The organism is Modestobacter excelsi (assembly GCF_005930495.1).
GTDB classification, from domain to species: domain Bacteria; phylum Actinomycetota; class Actinomycetes; order Mycobacteriales; family Geodermatophilaceae; genus Modestobacter; species Modestobacter excelsi.
On record NZ_SJEX01000098.1, the window covers coordinates 1 to 17,372 of the forward strand.

Genomic DNA, 17,372 nt, shown 5'->3' on the forward strand with positions numbered 1-17,372 from the left:
GTCGATGAGGGCGCCTGCCCCCGCTCGGTCGTCGTCCCGGTGGCTGGGCATGATGAGCGGCGTCCGCGATGTCGGAGCCGGCGACGGAGCACGGCGGCGCGCGGCCGGACCGAGGAGACGGTGGCCATGAGCGACGTCCCGGACCAGGTGGGCGTGATCGGCGGGGGCCGGATGGGGGCCGGGATCGCCCAGGCGTTCCTGCTCGCCGGCGCCCGGGTCGAGGTCGTCGAGGCCGGCGGCGACGCCGCCGACGCCGCCCGCGGCCGGATCGCCGACGGTCTCGAGGAGTCAGCCCGCCGCGGGAAGCTCACCGGCGAGGTCGGCGACACCTTCGCCCGGCTGTCCCTGGTCGACGCGGCGGCCGAGCTGTCCCCCGGCACCGGGCTGGTCGTGGAGGCGGTCCCGGAACGCGCCGACCTGAAGGTCACCGTGCTCACCGCGGCGGAGCAGGCGCTGGGCCCGGACGCCGTGCTGGCGACCAACACCTCCTCGCTGTCGGTCACCGAGCTGGCCGCGGCGCTGCAGCGCCCGGCGCGCTTCCTGGGCATGCACTTCTTCAACCCGGTGCCGGCGTCGAAGCTGGTCGAGGTCGTCGTCGCCCCGGAGACGGCCGCCGACGTCGTCGAGTCCGCGCGCGGCTGGGTGCGGGCGCTGGGCAAGACCGACGTCGTGGTCAAGGACTCCCCCGGTTTCGCCTCCTCCCGGCTGGGCGTGCTCCTCGGGCTGGAGGCGATCCGGATGCTCGAGGAGGGCGTGGCCGACGCCGAGGCGATCGACGCCGCGATGGAGCTGGGCTACCGGCACCCGATGGGCCCGCTGCGCTCCACCGACCTGGTCGGCCTGGACGTGCGGCTGGCGATCGCGGAGTACCTGGCCGGGACCCTCGGTGAACGGTTCACCCCGCCGCAGCTGCTGCGGGACAAGGTGGCCGCCGGCGAGCTGGGCCGCAAGACCGGCCGCGGCTTCCACGACTACACCTGAGCGGAGTCCCAGCGCTCGGGGAGCGATGCGCTGGGACCCCACCCCTTCCCTGAGAGGACGCCGATGTCCGACCCCACGGTGACCCGGACCGACGCCGACGGCGTGACCACGCTGACCCTGCAGCGGCCGGCGCTCTCGCACCAGCTGCGCACCGAGCTGATCACGCTGGTCCGGGAGGTGGCCGCGGACTCCTCGGTGCGCGCGGTGCTGCTGACCGGGTCCGGGCGGGCGTTCTGCGTCGGCCAGGACCTCGGCGAGCACGTGGAGGTGCTGCGCGGGAACGCGGAGAGCTCGCTGTCGGTGGTGGAGGCGGAGTACAACCCGCTGCTGCTGGCGCTGGCCGGGCTGCAGGTGCCGCTCGTGGTCGGCATCAACGGCGCCTGCGCCGGGGCCGGACTGGGCATCGCGCTCGCCGGTGACCTGCGGGTCGCGGCCGCCGGCGCGAAGTTCACCACCGCGTTCGCCGGCATCGGGCTGTCCAGCGACTCGGGGCTGGCCTCCCGGCTGGTCCACTGCGTGGGGGGCTCGCGCGCCACCGAGCTGCTGCTGCTGCCCGAGCCGTTCACCGCCGAGACCGCGGGCCAGTGGGGGCTGGTGCACCGCGTCGTCCCGCCGGAGCAGGTGCTGGCCGAGTCGCAGGCGCTGGCCGCCCGGCTCGCCGCCGGGCCGACCCGGGCCTACCGGGCCATCAAGGAGGTGCTGGCCACCGCCGCCACCGACTCCCTGCAGGACACCCTGGCGCTGGAGGCCCGGCTGCAGACCGAGCTGGGCGGCACCGCCGACCACCGCGAGGCCGTCGAGGCGTTCCTGGCCAAGCGGCCGGCCCGGTTCACCGGCCGCTGACCCCGGCGTGGCGACCCGGCCGGCCGAGCGCGTCGCGCAGGCCTACTCGTCGCTGGCCGGGCGGTACATCGAGCTGTTCGGGTCCGTGGACAGCGTGCACCCGGACGACCTGCGGCTGATCGAGGGCCACCTCGGCCGGTCGGCCGGTCCGGTCCTGGACCTCGGGTGCGGGCCCGGGCACCTCAGCGGCTTCCTGGGCCGGACGGGCGCGGACGTCACCGGGATCGACCTGGTGCCGGAGTTCATCGCCCATGCACGGCGGTCGCACCCGGCCGTGCGGTTCGAGCTGGGGTCCCTGGCCGAGCTGGCGCGCCCGGACGCGTCGGTGGCCGGCGTCCTGGCCTGGTTCTCCCTGATCCACCTCGCGCCGGGGGAGCTGGACGGCGTCCTGGCCGAGGTGCGTCGCGTCCTGGCGCCGGGTGGCGCACTGGTGGTCGGGTTCTTCGACGGCCCCGTGTGCGAGCCGTTCGCGCACCGCGTGGTCGAGGCGCACCGCTGGCCGGCGGAGGAGCTCGCGCGCCGGCTCGGGGAGGCCGGCCTCGCCGAGGTCGAGCGCGTGCACCGGCCGCAGGACGGCGACCGGCGGCGCTACGCCGTCCTCGCCGCGCGGGCCGTCGGCCCGGCCGGCACCCGGCGTTGATCCACGTGGAACACCCGCCGGTGCGCCCGGGTCAGCGGGTGAGGACGACGCAGGTCGGGCAGACGTCGGTGCCGGCAGCGGGCCAGACCCGCTCGGTGGTCACCCGGGCCAGCGCGCCGCAGACGGTGAGCTCGCAGGCCCCGTCCAGATCGGCGAGGACCCGGTGCACCTCGACGGCGTGCCACAGGGCGGCCGTCGGTCCGTGCGCACGGCTGCGGGCGGCGACGAGGGTGAGCGTCGAGGAGGTCATGCCCCGGTTGTCGGCAGCGGCGTGGCACCGGGACAGCCGGGGGTGCGGTGCTCACCCCATCGGGTCACCGCCCCGGTCACCGGACTCCCAGGCGCGCGTGGCACCGTGCCTGCGACCCCACCCGCCTGCGAGGAGGCCCCGGTGCAGCTCACCAAGCACGGACACGCCTGTGTCGTCCTGTCCGACGGCGACCGCCGGCTGGTCGTCGACCCCGGCTCCTTCACCGCGGACGACGCGTGGGCCGGCGCCTCGGCGCTGCTGGTGACGCACGAGCACGCCGACCACTTCGTGCCGGGGAAGGTCCGTGCCGCGCTCGAGGCCGACCCCGCGCTCGAGCTGTGGACCAACGCCTCGGTCGCCGCCCAGCTGGAGGGCCTCGGCCCCCGGGTGCACGTCGTCGGCGCCGGCGACACGTTCACCGCGGCCGGGTTCGACGTCTCGGTCCACGGTGAGTGGCACGCGGTCATCCACCCGGACATCCCCCGGGTGGCCAACGTCGGCTTCCTCGTCGAGGGCACGGTGTTCCACCCCGGGGACGCCCTGACCGTCCCCGAGGTCGCCGTCCCGACGCTGCTGCTGCCGGCGCACGCACCGTGGTCGAAGCTGGGCGAGCTGATCGACTACCTGCGCGAGGTACAGGCTGAACGGGCGTTCGCGGTGCACGACGCGCTGCTCAGCGACCTGGGCCTGGGCGGCGTCGCGCGGCTGCTGGGTGCCGGCGGCCCGGGTCAGCCGACCCCGTACCAGCGGCTGGCGCCCGGGGAGTCCGTCGCGGTCTGAACTGCTCGGGGGGAAGCCGTCCACCGGCGGCTGACATCTGAGAGCATCGGGCTGCGCACAACAGGTGAGCGCACCGCAGCCGGCCCGCCGGCGTCAGGCGTACGACGACGAGGCGGGAAGACGGCCATGGAGAGCACCGGCCACGAGCTGCCCACCTGGGCGCCGCTGCCCGCGCGCGCCGACGAGGTGTTCGACGAGCTGGCCGCCCGGGTCTGCGCCGAGCTCCGCGTCCAGCGGGCCCTGGTGGTGCTGGTCTCCAAGAGCGGCCAGGTGTACCCGGGGGCCCACGGCCTGCCCGAGCCGTGGGAGACCCGCCGGTCGATGCCGCTGAGCCACTCGATGAGCCTGCGGGTGGTCTCCACCGGCCGGCCGCTGGTGCTCCGCGACGCCCGGGAGGACCCGGAGCTGCGGGACAGCCCGGGCGTCGTGGACATGCAGATCGTCGCCTACGCCGCGATGCCGCTGGCCGACGTGCACGGCAGGCCGATCGGCGTGCTGTCCGTGTCCGACGACCAGCCCCGCGACTGGTCGCCGCAGGAGCTGGCAGCGCTGCACGGGCTGGCCGCCGAGGCGGCCCGGCGGCTGCAGTTCCAGGCCCTCGAGCTGGCCGAGCGGGAGGCGGTCGCGACGGCGGCCCGGGCCGCCGTCGCCGCGAGCAGGACCGCCGACGCGGCCCGCGCCGCCTACGTCGAGGCCGAGGCCGCCGCCGACCGCGCCCGGATCGCGGCCCGGCTGAGCCAGGAGCTGCAGCCGGCCGAGACGCTGCTGGAGGTCCTGCACGGCATCGACCGGTTCGTCCGCTCGCCGCTCGGGGCCACGGTGGCGCTGCTGGGGCTCGCCGAGACCGGCAGCAGCGACCTGCGGGTGTGGGCCGCGGAGGCCGGCAGCCCACCGACCACCCGGGTGGCCACCGGTCTCCACCTGACGGACGCGCACCCGATGGCGACGGCCGTGCGGGAGCGGCGGCCGGTGCCGGTGGGCTCCCGGGCCGCGGGCGAGGCGGAGTTCCCGGCGCTGGCCCGCTTCCCGGTCGGCGCGGAGTCGGCGCTCGCCGTCCCGATCGTGCTCGGCCAGCACACCGCGGCGGCGGGGCTGCTGGTCGGCTGGGGGCACACCCGGGAGCTGGACGCGCCGCTGTCCGCGGTCGTCACCGACCTGGCCCGGCACGTCGGGCACGCGCTGGACCGGGTGCTGCTGCGCGCCCAGCGGCTGCGGCTCGCGGCGACCTCGCCGCCGGTGCCGGTCAGCGCCTGACGGTCAACGACCGCCGACGGACACCTCGAACTCGACCTGGCTCACGTCCGGGCGCAGCCGGGAGAAGCTGTGCACCAGCGGGTGGCCGGCGCTGTCCCGCACGGTGGTCCGCACGACCAGCAGCGGGGAGCCGGCGATGACGTCGAGCACCTCGGCCTCGTCGGCGGCCGCCGTCCCGACGTCCACGACCAGGCGGGCGTGGGCGAGGTCGGCCTGGTACTCCCGGCGGAGGAACTCGTAGAGCGAGCCGTGCCCGAAGTCCTCGCTGGCCGCCTTGGGGTAGCGGTCGGCGGCCAGGAAGCTGCGGACGACGTGGTTGGGCAGCCCGTCGACGCTGCGCAGCCGGACCAGCTCGACGACGTCGTCGGCGGTGGCGATGCTCAGCTCGGCGGCGATGGCCGGTGCGGCCGGCACCACCTTCTGGCTGAGCACCGTGGTGCCCACCTGGGCGCCCTGCTCGGTCATCACCGAGTGGAACCCGGCGATCCGGTGCACGAAGCTCTCGCGGTACTCGTGCCGGATCCCCGGCCGGCTCACGAACGTGCCGCGGCCCTGCTCGCGGACCAGGTGCCCGTCGGCGACCAGCCCGTCGACCGCCCGGCGCAGGGTGATCCGGCTGACCCCGTACTCGGCGCACAGCACCGGCTCCGGGGGGAGGAGGGTGTGCTCGGGCAGCGCGGACGCCCGGCGCCGCAACGCCTCACGGACGGCGAGGTACTTCGGCCCCGCCTCGACACTCACCACGCCTGGAAGGTACTGCACGACGAGACGTCTAGACGTCATGACGTACCGTTCAGCCGTGTGACCACCCTTTCGGAGGAGAACCCGTGCACATCGGAGTGCTGACCGGCGGCGGCGACTGCCCCGGCCTGAACGCCGTCCTGCGGTCCGTGGTCCGCACGGCCGAGAAGGAGTACGGCAGCACCGTCGTCGGGTTCCGCAACGGCTGGCGCGGCCTGCTCGAGGACGACGCCATGGTGCTCGACCGGCCGGTGGTCAACGGGCTGCTCACCCGGGGCGGCACGGTGCTGGGCTCGGCCCGCGTCGCGCCGCAGAAGCTCCGGGACGGCCTCGGCCGGATGCGCGAGGTGCTCGACGCCCACGGGGTCGACGCGCTGCTGCCGATCGGTGGCGAGGGCACGCTGACCGCGGCCGCGTGGCTGGCGTCCGAGGGCGTGCCGGTGATCGGCATCCCGAAGACGATCGACAACGACATCCACGGCACCGATCTCACCTTCGGCTTCGACACCGCGGTGAGCATCGCGACCGACCTGATCGACCGGCTGCACACCACCGCCGAGTCGCACCAGCGGGTGCTGCTGGTCGAGGTGATGGGCCGGCACGCCGGCTGGATCGCGCTCAACGCCGGGCTGGCCTCCGGTGCGCACCTGACGATCACCCCCGAGCAGCCCTTCGACATCGAGGAGGTCTGCAAGCTGGTCACCGCCCGGTTCGACCGGGGGCACCGGCACGTCATCGGGGTGGTGAGCGAGGGCGCCACGCCGCTGCCCGGCACGATGCCGCTCCGCGACGGGGGCCTGGACGAGTTCGGCCACCGGCGGTTCACCGGGGTCGCCCAGCAGCTGGGCGAGGAGCTCGAGCGGCGCACCGGCAAGGAGGTGCGGACGACGGTGCTCGGTCACGTGCAGCGCGGCGGCACCCCGACCTCCTTCGACCGGGTGCTGGCCACCCGGTTCGGGCTGCACGCCGCGATCGCCGCCCACCAGGGCCACTTCGGGCAGATGGTCGCGCTGCACGGCACCGAGATCGGGTTGGTCCCGCTGGCCGACGCCGTCCGCGAGCTCAAGACGGTGCCGAAGTCCCGGCTCGCCGAGACGGCGTCCTTCACCGGCTGAGCTGGAGGACCCCTTCCGCCACAGGCGTGCTTTCGGCGGACGCCGAGAGCACGCCTGTGGCGACGGGGTCACCAGGTCCAGTGCCAGCCGATCACGCACTCGCCGTCCGGGACGACCTCCTGCGAGGTCTGCCCCCCGACCAGCCGCACCGGCGCTGCATCGGTCGGGTCGGTCGACGCCGCGTCCGCCCAGCGGGCGCAGGACACCTCGCGGGGCAGGCAGGACGGGTCGAACCGGAGGGTGAGCGCCACGTGCCGCATGCTCGCCGTGACGATCTTGCGGAACTCCGGCACCGGTGGCGCGGGGTAGCAGAACGCCGTGCGGTACTCCAGGTGCGTGGTCTGCCCGGCCAGCATCGGCTCGGTGAGCACGATCTCCACCGCGAACAGCTGCGTGCCGGTCACCCGGTAGGCCCGCAGCGGGGTGCCCCCGGTCAGCACGGTCACCGCCGCGTGCGGGGTGTCGAAGGCGTAGTGGTGGCGGTCGGTCGGCTCCACCGCCTCCAGCAGCAGGCGGGTGACGTGCTGCCGGGGGGACCGGTCCGGCCCGATCTCGTGGTGCTCGGCGACCTGCAGGGTGCGCACGGTGCGGCGCGGCAGCGGTGCTTCGCCGTCGAGCTGGGTGGCCACCACCAGCTGGTCGCGGAGCGGGCGGCCGCGGACCAGCGCGCGCAGCTCGTCGGCGTGCTCCCGGGTCATCTCGAACGCGGCGATGAACAGCTCGAGCGTGGCGTCGGAGAGCCGGTCGCCGTTCAGCGCGCGGCCGACCCGGTTCTCCAGGCTGCGTGGCTGGTGGTCCCAGCCCACCTCGCCGGTCTCGACCAGGTGGGCGTCCAGCACGGCCGCGACGGCCGCCCGGGAGAGCTCGCCCCGTCGCACGCTGCTGTGCGGCTGCCAGCGGCGGCGGTACCGCGGCTCGGCGAGCAACGCCGCCAGCCGCTGCGCGGCCAGCGTCACCCCGATCGTCGCCCCCATGCGGCCACTCCCCCGGCGGCCACATGTCGGCCACATCACGGCGGTACTAACCGGCTGCGGCGATCGTGAGACACCGGGAGAGTCCCACGACTGCAGCGCCCGGCCTGTCGCCACGCACGAGAACGGTCCGCGCACCGCCGTGACCCCGCGGTGCGCCCGGGCAGCGGTCAGCGCGGTGGCCGGACCGGCTGCCCGGGCTGCAGTTCGACGACGGTGACCTCCGGACGGGCCCCCACGCGCATCGGCGGCCCCCAGTAGCCCGCGCCGGCGGTCACGTACAGCTGGGTGTCGCCCTGCTGCGACCACCCCTCGACGACCGGCTGGTCGAGCCGCACCGCGTGGTCGAAGGGCCAGAGCTGCCCGCCGTGGGTGTGCCCGGACAGCTGCAGGTCCACCCCGGCCGCCCGCGCCTGATCCACCTGCACCGGCTGGTGGGCCAGCAGGACGAGCGCCGTGGCGTCGTCCCGGCCGTCGAGGGCCGCGTCCAGGTCTGCGCCGTGCCCGGGGACGCCGGAGGCCGCGGCGGTGCGGTCGTCGATGCCGGCCAGGTCGAAGGACGCGCTGCCCCGGCGGATCGGCACCCGCTCGTTGCGCAGGACGTCGATCCCGAGGGTCGGCAGGTGCCGCAGCCAGGCGGCGGTGTCGACGAAGTACTCGTGGTTGCCGGTGACGAAGAAGACGCCCTGGTCGCTGACCAGGTCCGCGAGCGGGGCGGCGTCCTCCCGCAGCTGGTCGACCTCGCCGTCGACCAGGTCGCCGACGATCGCGACGACGTCCGGCCGCTGGGCGTTCACCGTCTCCACCACCCGCTCGAACCGGCGCCCGCCGTAGGTGGCCGACAGGTGCCCGTCGGAGAAGGTGACGATCCGCAGCCCGGCCAGCGAAGGGTCCAGCCCCGGGATCCGGATCGGCACCCGGCGCACGACGGGCGCGGAGTTGGCCAGGACGGCGCCGGTACCGGCCACACCGACCCCGACGGCGCCCGCAGCCAGGGCGAACAGCCGGCGCCGTGACACGATCCCGCGCTCCGCGTCGGCTTGCCCGGCGTCGGCTGCCGCACTGCTGTACCGGAACAGCCGCAGCGCCCCCCGGACGGGCTCCGTGACCATCGTGGCCAGGAGGAGGTAGAACGCCAGGCCGAGCCAGCTGTAGGCCACCCAGGCCAGCGGGGTCGCGACCGCCATCGGCAGCTGACCGCGGAACACCACGGCGACGGTGGGCAGCACCGCCAGCACGACGGTGACCGCCGTCAGCACCCGTCGGGTGCGGCCCGGGCGGGTGGTGCCCCGCACCAGCCGCCACCACAGGTAGCCGTGCAGCAGCGCCATCGCCAGGCCGACGACGGCGCCGAACACGACCACGGGGGAGCCCGCGGCCTACGCCGTCGCCGTCGCCGTCGCCGTCTCCAGTGCAGGGGGCAGCTGTGGCCAGCGCAGCCAGAACTCCTGCTCGGCCTGCTCGCAGCGCGCCTGCTCCAGGGCGTGCAGCCGGCCCCAGGTCCAGGCGTTCTCGCCGGCGGCGAAGGCCTGCAGCCCCAGCTGGGTGCACAGCGGCCGGGTCACGAAGGTGTCCTGCCGGTCGCCGAGCACCTCCTGCACCCCCTTGAGGGCACCGACCAGCTGGCGGACCGGCTCACCGAGCACCGGCACCGCCGACTCTGCGGTGTACCGGACCCGCTTGGCCGCCTTGCGCACCGCGTGCAGCGTCTCCGGGTGGTCGCTGTCCTGCGCCGCCCCGACCGCGCGACGCAGCCGCTTGCCGGTGTGCGCGACGATCTCGCGCAGCACCTCGTCGGCGGGCCGGGCCGCGGCCTCGGTCAGCGGCGGCTCGGCCACCAGGGCGTCCAGGTCGTCCCGCAGCTGCAGGTAGGCGGCCGAGGTCAGCGCTCTGCGGGCGTCCACCTCACCGGCCCGCTGGTCGGCGATCGCGGCCTGCTGCAGCCGGGCCGCCACCGGGCCGAGGACCAGCTCGGCCGGCTCGGCGGCGACCAGCTCGCGCAGGTGGGCGAGGGCGACCTCGGCGTCGCGGGTGGGCGAGAGCGCCGTCCCGACCGCGGCCAGCTCCTCGCGCAGCGGATCGGTCTGCGTGCGGTCGAGCACCGGGCGGTAGGCGGCCAGCGTGCTGCGCAGCCGGCGGCAGGAGACCCGCACCTGGTGGACGCCGTCCGGCTGCCCGGTGCGGACCATGAGGTCCGCGTCCTGCAGCGCGCGCACCTGCAGTTGCAGCGCGGCCCGGAGCACCTCACCGGCCGGTGCGGACGACGTCCGCCCGCGCCCGGCGTCCTCGTCCTTCTTCTTGCCCTTCTTCCCCTTGCCCTTCTTGCGCTGCTCGACGGGCGCGGCGGGCTCGGCCGGCGGGAGCACCGGGCCCTCGACCGCGGCCAGCCGGTCGGCGAGCACCCGGCCGAGCTTCGACGGCGCGGTGGCCGGGCGGGCGCCGGCGTCCACGACAGCGGCGGACACCGCGGCCAGCAGCTCCTCGTCGCCGTCGACCAGCTCGATCTCCACCTCCCGCCAGACGGTGACGACGGCGGCCTCCCCCGGTCCGGCCGGCAGTGCCGTGCCGGTGACCTGGTCGTCGGCCACCTCGGCGAGCACCCGGCCCTCGGCGTCGACGAGCTCGGTGACCACTCGGCGGGTGCGCAACGCGGCGACCTGCGTGGCGGGGGCGCGGCGGACGATGCCGAGCACGGGCTCCAGGACCGCCTTCGGCGGGGTCCTCATCGCCCGGCCGAGCGGCGAGTGCAGCTCGCGGCGGGCACCGGCCGAGGCCGGCAGCTTGACGTGCCACCCGGCGTCGACGCCGCCGGTGCGCCGGCGGAGGGTCACCCGCGCGCGGGCCAGCCGCAGGTCGGCGGTGTCGTAGTAGGCGGCCTCGAGGGCGTGCTCGACGGGCGCCCGCACCTCGGCGACCCCGGGCACGCCGGTGAGGTCGGGCAGTGCGAACGTCGAGTCGACGTCGAACTTGCGCTCGATCTCCAGATGCTCGACAGCCACGCGTCCACTCCTCGTTCGTGCACCGTTCCGGACCACTCGTCCGCCAGGGTCTACCCCACCGAGGTGAACCGCCAGGTCAGCGGCCCCCAGAGCGCGGCGCAGCGGGGATCGGCAGGATGGGCCGGTGCCGCTCACCCGTCGCGCCGCCCTCACCCTCACCGCACCCTGGGCCGGCTGGGCGGTGGTGCGTGCGACCGGTGCGGACCGCGGCTTCCCGCTGGTCCCGGCCACCGCGTTCACCCGGTACGCGGCGGCCAGCAGTGTCCTCCCGGTGGTGGTCGGGGTGGTCGCCCGCTCGCGCAGCGCCGGCTGGCTGGCCGCCGGCGCCGCCGCCGTGCTGAGCGGGTCGGTGCTCTCCGGCGTCCGCCGGACGCCGGCCGGGCCGACCGACGGCCGGCCGCTGCGCCTGGTGGCGTTGAACATGCTGCACGGGCGGGCGGACCCGGCAGCCGTCGTGGCGCTGGTCCGGGCCACCGACGCCGACGTGCTGGCGCTGGCCGAGGTGACCCCGGAGGCAGTCACGGGGCTGCTGGCCGCCGGGGTGGCCGGCCGGCTGCCGCACGCGCACGTCGTCCCCGCCGGGGAGGGCCGGCCGGCCGGGGCGGGCGGCGCGCTGTGGACCCGGCTGGAGGTGCTCGAGCGCTCCGTCGTCCCCGGCCGCTTCGGTCAGCCCAGCGCCCGGCTGGCGGTGCCGGGCGGGCGCGACCTGGAGGTGACGGCGGTGCACACCCACCCACCGACCCGCTCGCCCGGTCAGGTCGCGCGCTGGGAGGAGGACCTCGGACTGCTGCCCGACCCGGCGGAGCCGCTGCTGCGGGTGCTCGCCGGCGACTTCAACGCCACCGCCGACCACGGGGCGTTCCGGCGGCTGCTGCGCCGCGGCTGGGTGGATGCGGCGCGGGTGACCGGGCAGGCGCTGCGACCGACCTGGTCACCGGTCCGGGTGCCGGTGCCCCGGCTGACGCTGGACCACGTGCTGGTCGACCCGCGGATCGGCGTGGTCTCCCTCGCGGTGGTGCACGTGCCGGGGACCGACCACCGGGCGCTGGTCGCCGACCTGCGGCTGCCGGCGGGCTGAGCCACCAGCGGGAGGAGAGCCCCGGGCGGCGGGTTCCGCACCACCGCCGCCCGGGCACCACCGCCATGCCCACATCTCGACCTGCTGCACGTCAGTTGTGTGAACTCTGTGTTTCGCGGCGTGTCGTTCCGCGCGTGGTCACGCTGAGGCTCCGCCGTTCACGCAACGCACGGGTCAGCCGACGCGGACGTCCTCCTGCCCGGCCACCGAGACGACGTCACCCCGGCGCAGCTGCCGGCCGCGGCGCTCCTCGGGCTCACCGTTGACCGCGACGTCGCCGGACGTGAGCACGTCCTTGACCTGGGCGCCGGAGGGGACGGCGTCGACCAGCTTCAGCAGCTGGCCGAGCCGGATGGTCTCCTCGCCGGAGCGGAGCTCGATGGTGCGCACGCCACCGATCCTCCCCCAGGCTCCTCGCTCAGGCTCCTCACTCCAGCAGGGACGACGGTGTCGCCCACCGCGAGGGCGCCGGGCTGCACGACGAGTGCGCCGACCGCCAGTGCCCCACCGCGCTCCCGGTGGATGGTCTTGAGCACCGCGGTGTCCCGGCCGATGCCGCCGGCCTGCGGGCGGGTGGTCATCACGCAGCGCGGCACCCGGCGGACGACGTCCAGCTCCGCCGTGCCCAGCCGGACCCGCCGCCCCACCAGCTCGTCCTCCCCCGCGCCGCCGAGCACCACGTTGGCCCGGAACCGCCGCCGGTCCCAGCCGCCCAGCGTGCCGGTCGACACCAGCGTCACCCGGGCATCGGCGTTGTCGTGGAACGCGCCGTCCGCCCCGGCGAAGGGGTCCCAGCGCCCGGTGTCCTCGTGCTCGACGTCCACGGGGTTCTCGAAGCGGCGGGGGCCGTGCACGGCGGCAGCGGCCCGCAGCGCCACCGGCCGGCCGGCCCAGCGGGAGAGGACGGCGTCGTCGTCGGTGACCGTGCCGTCGGGCAGGACCACCTCCGCCGTCCCGTCCGGTCGCAGCCGGCCGGCGGCGAACAGCAGCTCGGGCACCCGGCGGGCGGTGAGCCCGAAGCCGGTCCCGACGTCGAACAGCGCCCAGCCGCGGTCCCCGGCCAGGCCCTCGACGCCGAGCTCGGCCCGCTCGACCCGCTCGCCCAGCAGGGACTTCACCGGGAACCGCCACACCTCGAGCACCCGCAGGTCGCTCACGCCGGCGTCCAGCCCAGCGTCCAGGTGCCCGACCACGTCCCCTCCGGTGCCAGGACGACCAGGTCGGTGCCGTCGGCCAGCGCGTTCGGCGGGCAGGTCATCGGCTCCACGGCCACGCTGCGCCGGCGCTGACCGGCCGGGAGCGTGTCCCCGGTGTAGACCTGCAGCCACGGCCAGGAGCGGTCGACGGCGAGCTCGAGGGACCCGGCCGGCCCGCGCAGCTCCACCCGGGCCCAGCCCTCGTCGTCCCGGACCAGGTCGGTCAGCGGGTCGTCCAGCGCCCGGTCGCCGATCCGGCCGACCGCGCCGTCGAACGGCCGGCTCTCCCCGGTCGGCAGGCCGCCCTCGACCACCATCGCCGTCCGCGCCGGCACGTGGAGCTCGGCGTCGGCCACGCCGCCCTCGGCGGGAGCGCCCACGTGCAGGTAGGGGTGCATGCCCACGCCGAACGGGGCGTCCCCGTCCCCGGCGTTCTGCACCCGCACGGTGACGGCGAGCCGGCCGGGGGTCAGGTCGTAGTCGATCGCCGTCGCCAGCCGGAACGGGTAGCCGCCGCGGGGCTGGAGGACCGTGCCGACGGTGACGCCGGCCGGCCGCTCGCCCAGCACGGCCCACGGCTGCGCGGACAGCAGGCCGTGCACGGCGTTGGGCGAGGCCGCGCTGACCACGTCGAGCTGCAGGTCCGCGCCGCGCCACTGCCAGCGACCACCGCGCAGCCGGTTGGGCCACGGCAGCAGCACGCCACCGCGCCGTCCGGCCGGCACCGTGCCGGTGGCGTAGCCGTCCAGCAGCTGCCACTCCCCGACCACCAGCTCGCGCAGGCCACCGCCGCGCAGGTCGACGGCCAGCCGGGCGCCGTCGGTGGACACCTCGGCGTCCAGCGGGGCGGTGGACGGCCAGAGCGGGTCGAGCGGCATGGGTCCTCCTCAGGACGGTCCCGGACAGCTCAGCACAACGCCGCGTTCCACGTGGAACCGACCGACTGGTGACAGACGTCAGTGGTCACCGGACCGCCGCCGGCAGCAGACTGGTGCTGCGACCGACCGAGGAGTCCAGGATGCCCGAGTCCCACCTGCGCGCTGCCGATGCCGACCGAGCTGCCGTGGCCGAGGTGCTCGGCACGCACATGTCCGCCGGGCGGCTGACCGTCGCCGAGTTCGACGACCGGCTGTCCCGCGCCTACGCCGCCCGCACCTACGGCGAGCTCGACCAGCTCACCGCGGACCTGCCGGCGGTCGAGCAGCCTCCCGCCGTCCGCACCGAGCCCGCGCCGGTCGTCCGGCCGGCGCCCGCCGGGTGCGGCGGACCCGGCTGGGGGATGCACTCCTGGGTCGGCGGCTGGGGGCACTGGGGCAGCACGGCCAACGGCCTGCGGGCCGCCTGGGCCAGCTGGCTCACCACCGCCGTCCTCGTGGTCGGGATCTGGGCACTGACCTCGGTCAGCTCCGGCGAGTCGATCTACCCGTGGCCGGTGTGGGTGATCGGCCCCTGGGGCGTGGTGCTGCTGGCGCAGACCCTCGGCGGGACGCGCGGCCCGGGCCGTGACCGGCAGCGCGACCGGCAGCGCGACCGCCACCCCGGGCAGCTGCACGGCTGACCGGCCCCGGACGCAGCAGAGCGCCGGGACCTCTCGGTCACCGGCGCTCTTCCTCGGTCGGTCGGTGGGCAAGGGGGGAGTTGAACCCCCACGTCCTCTCGGACACACGGACCTGAACCGTGCGCGTCTGCCATTCCGCCACTTGCCCTGGCGAGGGAGAACACTAGCAGCCGGCCCACGGGTCCTCCGGGCCCACCCCCGGGGGCCGCCCGGTGGCCTCGTTCCCCGGCGCGGCCTGCGGCGCCGCGCCGGTCCCGCTGGTAGACAGTGCGCGGGACGCGGCCCGGCAGACATCGCCGGGGCGTCCTGCGCTTCCCGACCGGTCCGGCGACCCTCCCCCGGTTACGATCAGCGCTCAAGTGCAGTGGGAGGTCAGCCGAGACGCGAGGGAGCGACTGTGGGTGTGCTGCAGCGCTTCGAGCGACGCCTCGAGGGCATGGTCGGCCTGGCGTTCGCGCGCGTCTTCAAGGGCAAGGTCCACCCGGCCGAGATCGCCACGGCCCTGCAGCGCGAGGCCGACGAGCAGCGGTCCGTGCTCGGCGGTGGCCGGGTGCTCGCCCCGGACCTGTACGTCGTCACCCTGGGCCCGGTCGACCACGACAACCTCGCCGAGTGGTCCGAGCAGCTGGCCGGTGAGCTCGCCGACATGGTCACCGAGCACGTCCAGGCCGAGGGCTACCAGACCTTCGGCGACGTCCAGGTGCGGCTGGAGCGCGACGAGGCGCTGCGCACCGGCGTCTTCGAGGTCGCCTCGCACGTCACCGGCGGCAACCAGCACCGCACCGAGGTCCCCGGGCCACCGGCGCCGTCCGGCCGCCCCCCGCTCCCCCCGCTGCCGTCGATGCGCACCGGGTCGACCGACACCGGCGCCCAGGACCCCCCGGTCGTCGGCCGCGCTGGCCAGCGGGTGGCGCACGTCCTGGTCGTCGACGGCCCCGGCACCAAGCACGTGCTCGAGCCGGGCAGCAACGTGCTCGGCCGCGGCACCGAGGCCGACATCCGGCTGCCCGACACCGGGGTCAGCCGCAAGCACGCCGACGTCCAGCTCGCCGGGACCGTCGTCACCGTCGAGGACCTCGGCTCCACCAACGGCACGCTGGTCAACGGCCGGCGGGTCGGCCGCCAGGACCTCGCCGACGGTGACGTCATCCGGATCGGCCACTCGGTGCTGGTCTACCGGCAGGACGGCACATGACCAGGTCCGCGACTCGGCCCCGGGCGGCGGGCTGATGGCGGAGATCGTCCTGCAGGCCTTCCGCTTCGGTTTCCTGCTGTTGCTCTGGCTGTTCATCTTCGCCGCCTTCCGGGTCGTGCGGGCGGACCTCTTCGGCGGTCGCGCCGGCCGGGTCACCTCCGTCCCGCCCCGGGCCGCCGCGGCCGGGCGCAAGCGCGGCAACCGCGGTCCGCGACACCTCGTCGTGACCGCGGGCCCACTCTCGGGCACTCGCATCACCCTCGGGGAGCAGGCGATCCTGATCGGCCGTGCCGACGACTCCACCCTCGTGCTGACCGACGACTTCGCCTCGTCCCGGCACGCGCGGCTCACCAACCGCAGCGGCCAGTGGTACGTCGAGGACCTCGGGTCGACCAACGGCACCTACCTCGACCAGCAGCGCGTGCAGGGCCCCCTGCTGGTCGGCCCCGGCCAACCGATCCGGATCGGCCAGACCGTGCTGGAGCTCCGTTCATGACGCTCGTCCTGCGCTACGCCGCCCGCTCCGACCGCGGTCTCATCCGCGGCACCAACCAGGACTCGGTCTACGCCGGTCCGCGGTTGCTCGCCGTCGCCGACGGGATGGGCGGCCACGCCGCCGGCGACGTCGCCAGCAAGGTGGTCATCGCCGCGCTGGAGCACCTCGACGACGACGCCCCCTCCGGTGACCTGCTGCAGGCGCTGCGGCAGGCGGTGTTCGACGGCAGCGAGCACCTGCGCGAGGTCATCCGCGAGGCGCCGCACCTGGAGGGCATGGGGACGACGCTGACCGCCGTCCTCTTCGCCGGCGGGCGGCTCGGGCTCTGCCACGTCGGGGACTCCCGCGCCTACCTGATGCGCGACGGCGAGCTCGCCCAGATCACCCACGACGACACGTTCGTGCAGACGCTCATCGACGACGGCCGGATCACCGAGGAGGAGGCGAGCAGCCACCCGCAGCGGTCGCTGCTGCTCCGCGCCCTCAACGGCCAGGACGTCGAGCCCGACCTGTCGATGCGCGACGCCCGGGCCGGCGACCGCTACCTGCTCTGCTCCGACGGCCTGTCCGGCGTGGTCACGTTCGAGACCCTCGCCGCAGCGATGCGCGACCCGGACCCGCAGGCCACCGCCGACCGGCTGATCGAGCTGGCGCTGCGCAGCGGCGGCCCGGACAACATCACCTGCATCGTCGCCGACGTGGTCGAGGACGACGGCCGCGGCGCCCTGATCGACCCGGTGGTCGACGGCGCCGCCGGGGACAACCGCGGGCAGCGCGAGGTCGACCCGCGCTCGGCGGCCGGCCGGGCGGCGCTCGCCGATCCGCAGCCCGCCCAGGCCAACCCGGCGGTGGCCACCAGCTCGCCGCCGGTGGCCCGGCGCCCGCTGCGGACCGCGCTCGTCTCGCTGACCGCCCTGGTCGTGCTCGCCGCCGCGGCGATCGGCGGCTACCTGTTCGTCATGGGGCACTGGTTCGTCGGGGTCGCGGAGACCGCCGACGGCAACGAGGTCGCGGTGTTCCAGGGGCTGGACGCCTCGATCGTCGGGGTGGACCTGTTCCGGCTGGACGAGGCGACCGGCCTCGCCACCACCGACCTCACCCAGGCCGCCCGCAGCCGGGTCACCGGCGGCATCACCGCCTCCGACCGGGACGACGCCCAGCGGATCCTCACCAACCTGCGCGACCAGCGGCTGCCGCTGTGCCGCACCACCCCGAGCACCGCGTCGAGCACCAGCTCCGCACCGGCTCCCTCCACCCTGGCTCTTATACACATCT

General features: G+C 75.7%; 19 protein-coding genes and 1 tRNA gene. 11 read left to right on the forward strand and 9 right to left on the reverse strand.

Annotated elements, in window-relative coordinates; genetic code table 11:
* The first annotated feature begins 126 nt into the window (after window positions 1-126).
* From FHL80_RS22315 to FHL80_RS22325, 3 genes are all read left to right on the forward strand, one after another.
* Window positions 127-981, forward strand: coding sequence for a 3-hydroxyacyl-CoA dehydrogenase family protein (locus FHL80_RS22315; protein WP_138735538.1), 855 nt, complete (start codon window positions 127-129; stop codon window positions 979-981).
* Window positions 982-1,044: 63 nt separating this feature from the next.
* Window positions 1,045-1,824: an enoyl-CoA hydratase-related protein gene (locus FHL80_RS22320; RefSeq protein ID WP_138735539.1), complete on the forward strand. Its 780-nt coding sequence runs from the start codon at window positions 1,045-1,047 to the stop codon at window positions 1,822-1,824.
* Window positions 1,825-1,831: 7 nt separating this feature from the next.
* Entirely contained in the window at window positions 1,832-2,464 is a 633-nt protein-coding gene (locus tag FHL80_RS22325; RefSeq protein ID WP_138735540.1) for a class I SAM-dependent DNA methyltransferase, read from the forward strand.
* A 31-nt stretch (window positions 2,465-2,495) separates the two neighbouring features.
* Here the strand turns inward: FHL80_RS22325 and FHL80_RS22330 are convergent, their stop codons facing one another.
* Window positions 2,496-2,714, reverse strand: a complete 219-nt coding sequence (locus FHL80_RS22330; RefSeq protein ID WP_138735541.1) for a hypothetical protein — start codon at window positions 2,712-2,714, stop codon at window positions 2,496-2,498.
* A 141-nt stretch (window positions 2,715-2,855) separates the two neighbouring features.
* Here FHL80_RS22330 and FHL80_RS22335 point away from each other — a divergent pair, with 141 nt between their 5' ends.
* Together FHL80_RS22335 and FHL80_RS26850 are read left to right on the forward strand one after the other, a co-directional pair.
* Window positions 2,856-3,494 carry an MBL fold metallo-hydrolase gene (locus tag FHL80_RS22335; protein WP_138735542.1) on the forward strand — a complete coding sequence of 213 codons (639 nt, stop codon included), beginning with the start codon at window positions 2,856-2,858 and terminating at the stop codon, window positions 3,492-3,494.
* 126 nt (window positions 3,495-3,620) lie between these two features.
* Window positions 3,621-4,748: a GAF domain-containing protein gene (locus tag FHL80_RS26850; RefSeq protein ID WP_138735543.1), complete on the forward strand. Its 1,128-nt coding sequence runs from the start codon at window positions 3,621-3,623 to the stop codon at window positions 4,746-4,748.
* 3 nt (window positions 4,749-4,751) lie between these two features.
* Here FHL80_RS26850 and FHL80_RS22345 read toward each other — a convergent pair whose 3' ends face one another.
* Window positions 4,752-5,492 (reverse strand): GntR family transcriptional regulator, encoded by a 741-nt coding sequence (locus FHL80_RS22345; protein WP_246078881.1) that lies wholly within the window; start codon window positions 5,490-5,492, stop codon window positions 4,752-4,754.
* A gap of 83 nt (window positions 5,493-5,575) precedes the next feature.
* On the opposite strand from FHL80_RS22345, the gene FHL80_RS22350 reads away from it, so the two are divergent.
* Complete coding sequence (locus FHL80_RS22350; protein WP_138735545.1) at window positions 5,576-6,604, forward strand: ATP-dependent 6-phosphofructokinase; 1,029 nt, start codon at window positions 5,576-5,578, stop codon at window positions 6,602-6,604.
* A 68-nt stretch (window positions 6,605-6,672) separates the two neighbouring features.
* Here FHL80_RS22350 and FHL80_RS22355 read toward each other — a convergent pair whose 3' ends face one another.
* From FHL80_RS22355 to FHL80_RS22365, 3 genes are all read right to left on the reverse strand, one after another.
* Window positions 6,673-7,578 (reverse strand): hypothetical protein, encoded by a 906-nt coding sequence (locus FHL80_RS22355; protein ID WP_138735546.1) that lies wholly within the window; start codon window positions 7,576-7,578, stop codon window positions 6,673-6,675.
* A 167-nt stretch (window positions 7,579-7,745) separates the two neighbouring features.
* Window positions 7,746-8,939 (reverse strand): metallophosphoesterase, encoded by a 1,194-nt coding sequence (locus FHL80_RS22360; protein ID WP_246078882.1) that lies wholly within the window; start codon window positions 8,937-8,939, stop codon window positions 7,746-7,748.
* 15 nt (window positions 8,940-8,954) lie between these two features.
* A complete protein-coding gene (locus tag FHL80_RS22365; protein WP_138735547.1) occupies window positions 8,955-10,574 on the reverse strand; it encodes a CYTH and CHAD domain-containing protein in 1,620 nt (539 codons plus the stop codon).
* Between the two features lie 124 nt (window positions 10,575-10,698).
* Between FHL80_RS22365 and FHL80_RS22370 the strand changes: the two genes are divergently transcribed.
* A complete protein-coding gene (locus FHL80_RS22370) occupies window positions 10,699-11,652 on the forward strand; it encodes an endonuclease/exonuclease/phosphatase family protein (protein WP_138735548.1) in 954 nt (317 codons plus the stop codon).
* 174 nt (window positions 11,653-11,826) lie between these two features.
* Here FHL80_RS22370 and FHL80_RS22375 read toward each other — a convergent pair whose 3' ends face one another.
* The 3 genes from FHL80_RS22375 to FHL80_RS22385 are packed head-to-tail and all read right to left on the reverse strand — an operon-like array spanning window position 11,827 to window position 13,726.
* Window positions 11,827-12,042, reverse strand: a complete 216-nt coding sequence (locus FHL80_RS22375; protein ID WP_138735549.1) for an RNA-binding S4 domain-containing protein — start codon at window positions 12,040-12,042, stop codon at window positions 11,827-11,829.
* Window positions 11,985-12,809 (reverse strand): MOSC domain-containing protein, encoded by an 825-nt coding sequence (locus FHL80_RS22380; RefSeq protein WP_246078883.1) that lies wholly within the window; start codon window positions 12,807-12,809, stop codon window positions 11,985-11,987. The genes FHL80_RS22375 and FHL80_RS22380 overlap by 58 nt, the downstream gene beginning before the upstream one ends.
* A complete protein-coding gene (locus tag FHL80_RS22385; RefSeq protein ID WP_138735550.1) occupies window positions 12,806-13,726 on the reverse strand; it encodes an aldose epimerase family protein in 921 nt (306 codons plus the stop codon). The genes FHL80_RS22380 and FHL80_RS22385 overlap by 4 nt, the downstream gene beginning before the upstream one ends.
* Window positions 13,727-13,866: 140 nt before the next feature.
* Here FHL80_RS22385 and FHL80_RS22390 point away from each other — a divergent pair, with 140 nt between their 5' ends.
* The gene (locus FHL80_RS22390; protein WP_138735551.1) at window positions 13,867-14,406 is read left to right on the forward strand and encodes a DUF1707 SHOCT-like domain-containing protein; all 540 of its coding nucleotides are present in this window, start codon (window positions 13,867-13,869) and stop codon (window positions 14,404-14,406) included.
* 65 nt (window positions 14,407-14,471) lie between these two features.
* Here FHL80_RS22390 and FHL80_RS22395 read toward each other — a convergent pair.
* Window positions 14,472-14,554, reverse strand: a tRNA-Leu gene (locus FHL80_RS22395).
* Between the two features lie 249 nt (window positions 14,555-14,803).
* Here FHL80_RS22395 and FHL80_RS22400 point away from each other — a divergent pair.
* The 3 genes from FHL80_RS22400 to FHL80_RS22410 form a co-directional block, all read left to right on the forward strand.
* Window positions 14,804-15,601 carry an FHA domain-containing protein gene (locus FHL80_RS22400; protein WP_138735552.1) on the forward strand — a complete coding sequence of 266 codons (798 nt, stop codon included), beginning with the start codon at window positions 14,804-14,806 and terminating at the stop codon, window positions 15,599-15,601.
* Window positions 15,602-15,635: 34 nt separating this feature from the next.
* Window positions 15,636-16,097 carry an FHA domain-containing protein FhaB/FipA gene (locus tag FHL80_RS22405; protein WP_138735553.1) on the forward strand — a complete coding sequence of 154 codons (462 nt, stop codon included), beginning with the start codon at window positions 15,636-15,638 and terminating at the stop codon, window positions 16,095-16,097.
* The coding region (locus FHL80_RS22410; protein ID WP_138735554.1) for a PP2C family protein-serine/threonine phosphatase at window positions 16,094-17,372 on the forward strand (1,279 nt) is incomplete at its 3' end. The genes FHL80_RS22405 and FHL80_RS22410, both read left to right, overlap by 4 nt.